This is a genomic window from Actinoplanes sp. NPDC051633 (assembly GCF_040681735.1).
Classification (GTDB): Bacteria; Actinomycetota; Actinomycetes; order Mycobacteriales; family Micromonosporaceae; genus Actinoplanes.
The window spans coordinates 1-2,574 of the sequence record NZ_JBFAZH010001097.1; the positions used below are offsets into that span (position 1 = coordinate 1).

The 2,574-nt window shown below is 68.4% G+C and carries 3 protein-coding genes; 2 read left to right on the forward strand and 1 reads right to left on the reverse strand.

What is annotated here, in order from left to right; translation table 11 throughout:
- The coding region (locus AB0M20_RS37425; RefSeq protein WP_364305522.1) for a hypothetical protein at positions 1 to 223 on the reverse strand (223 nt) is incomplete at its 3' end.
- Positions 224 to 522: 299 nt separating this feature from the next.
- Between AB0M20_RS37425 and AB0M20_RS37430 the strand changes: the two genes are divergently transcribed.
- On the forward strand, positions 523 to 1,200 hold the full coding sequence (locus tag AB0M20_RS37430; RefSeq protein ID WP_364305524.1) for an RraA family protein: 678 nt from the start codon (positions 523 to 525) through the stop codon (positions 1,198 to 1,200).
- Positions 1,201 to 1,413: 213 nt separating this feature from the next.
- Positions 1,414 to 2,238: a class I SAM-dependent methyltransferase gene (locus tag AB0M20_RS37435; protein WP_364305525.1), complete on the forward strand. Its 825-nt coding sequence runs from the start codon at positions 1,414 to 1,416 to the stop codon at positions 2,236 to 2,238.
- Positions 2,239 to 2,574 lie beyond the last annotated feature (336 nt).

The following is a 2,574-nucleotide window of genomic DNA, read 5'->3' on the forward strand; positions in this document are numbered from 1 at the left end:
CGCGGCGGACGTCCACGCCGCGCGCGCGGGTACGGTCGGCGAGGCCGGTCCGGGCGCCGTTCTTCAGCACGACGATGTAGCGGTCCTTGATCACCTCGGCGCCGGACGGCACGGCCAGAAGTTGCGCCTGCTTGCCGGCCGGGACGCCCTGCATCGTGGCGCCGCTCATCAATAATCCGATCAGGACGAACGCGGCCGGGCCGCACCGTCGCGGAATCCTCATCCTCTTCCTCCCACGTGATCGGGCATTGCATCGGGAGTTCCGTTCCGCCACATGGTGCGGCGACCCACCCGGCCGGCACCGGTGAGCACCTCGATGCTGAGGGGTCTGCGCGTATGTATACGACTCGCTCACCCTGCATGGAACGAGGCGCGGTAATTCCTTGCCCAACTGCGCAGCCGGCCCCAAGGGGGCGAGGATGCCCGACTGCACCCGCGGCGGCCGCGCCGGTCGCCAAACCAGCGGATTGCCGGCACCCATGACGGTGCCCGCTACCCGCGTGCTGCCGTACCGTCACGGGCGTGATCGAACGTCCACCGGCAGACCTGGCCACCATCCGCCGACTCGCCGCCGAGGTCGATACGACTGCTCTGTGCGATGCGGTCGCTGACCTTCGCGTCATGTCGCCGGCCCTGCGCTGCCGATCGGCCAACCCGATGCTGTGCGGGCCGGCGCTGACGGTGCGCTGCCGCGACGACTTCTTCGGCGTCATCCAGGCGATCGAGCAGAGCAGCGCCGGGGACGTGCTGGTGGTCGACGGCGGCGGACGCGAGACCGCGTTGGCGGGCGAGTTGTTCGCCCGCGTAGCGCTGGCCAAGGGACTGGCCGGGATCATCGTCGACGGCGGATACCGCGACATGCGCTTCATAGCCCAGTGCCGACTACCGGTGTACAGCCGGCACGTGACTCCCCGGGCCGGCACGACCACACGCCTGGCCGCCCCGGCGGAGACGGTCAGCTGTGGTGGCGTGCCGGTCCATCCCGGCGACATCGTGATCGCCGACCACGACGGCATCGTGGTACTCGACCCCAGCCGGGCCGTCGACCAGCTCACCGCCGCGGCCGAGGTGATGACCGCCGAGGCGCGGGTCGTCGAGCGACTCACCGCCGGAACAAGCCTCGCCGACTGTCTGAACGTCACCGAGCACGCCGACCGGCTAGCCCGCGGCGAACCCTCAAAGCTGCGGTTCACCGTCTGACGACGGCTACTCAATCAAAGATCTCCAGGCACGGCCGTGGAACTCATGATCCAAGATGGGCCACGCATGACAACGGTGACCAGACGAGGGCGGAAACCCGGCCCGGGGGCGGACCCCGGACGGTCGTCGAGCGGCCGGCTTGCGTGGACGCATGATTGGCCTATGCATTCTCGTGCCGAGACGAGTGCACTCGCTGGCTGAGATACTGGCGCAGTGCCGTATGACCCCACCAATTACCTCGGCTCAGCGACCCACTACCGCCGCGGCCGCCCCGCGTACTCACCTGAACTTGAATCCGTCCTGTCGCAGGAGGCGGATCTGGATGGCAACGGCCGGCTCCTGGATGTTGGCTGCGGCCCCGGCATTCTTACGCTCCGCCTTGCTCACCTGTTCGAGCAGGCAGTCGGACTGGATCCTGATGCCGACATGCTCGCCGAAGGGCGCCGCGCGGCCGAGGAGAACAGCATCAGAAACATCCGATGGGTCCAAGGTCTGGCCGAGGAATTACCTGCGGTCGCGCCAGGGCCCTTCCGGATGGTCACGTTCGGCCAGTCGTTCCAGTGGACCGACGAGCGGGCAGTGGCCGAAGCCGTCTACGACATGCTGACGCCTGGGGGCGCGCTGGCGCTGGTCGTCCACACTGCGGCCGGACGGACCCGGCCGACAGGCCCGGGCCTGCCTGCGATCCCGCACGAGGAGATCACGGCGCTGGTGCGGAAATACCTCGGATCTACCCGGCGGGCAGGTCAGCGCGTCGTCCCGCAGCGGACACATCGCTTCGAGGATGTGCTGGCCCAGACCCGCTTCGGTGTTCCGCAGCAGTTCTTCCTCCCAGGCATTCCCGACCTCATCAGAGACAGCGAGAGCGTGCTATCCGGCTACCTGTCCCTGTCCTCTTCGGCGCCGCACCTGTTCGGTGATCGTCTTGACGATTTCGCCGCAGACGTGCGGGCGTTACTGGCGAACCGTTCCGCCGACGGGATTTTCTGGGACTGGCCAGGCGACACCGAGGTACTGCTAGCCCGCAAGCCTGACTGACCTGCGAGGTCCAGATCGGAACCGGATCTGCCGTTTCCGTGAGCGGCGTTGTCGCCTCCAGCTTTCCATGCGGCCGACGCTTGCGCGGCGATGTCGTGCGCGTCGTCGTCGCCCTCCCGAGGCGGTGTCTTGGGCCGCCGTTCTGAGCACTGCATGGCCGTCATGAGGCCCTCGACCGTCGCCGGGTTGTTGGGTACGTTGGGTACTCGGGCGCCAGACCTGGACGGGCGGGATGCGGCAGATCCCCATTGTGGCGGACGGGCTGCTGCTGGGAACCGCGACATCCGGGGCGGCCGGCTTGGCCGTGGGCTCGCCGGCCTGGTTCACCTGGCTGGC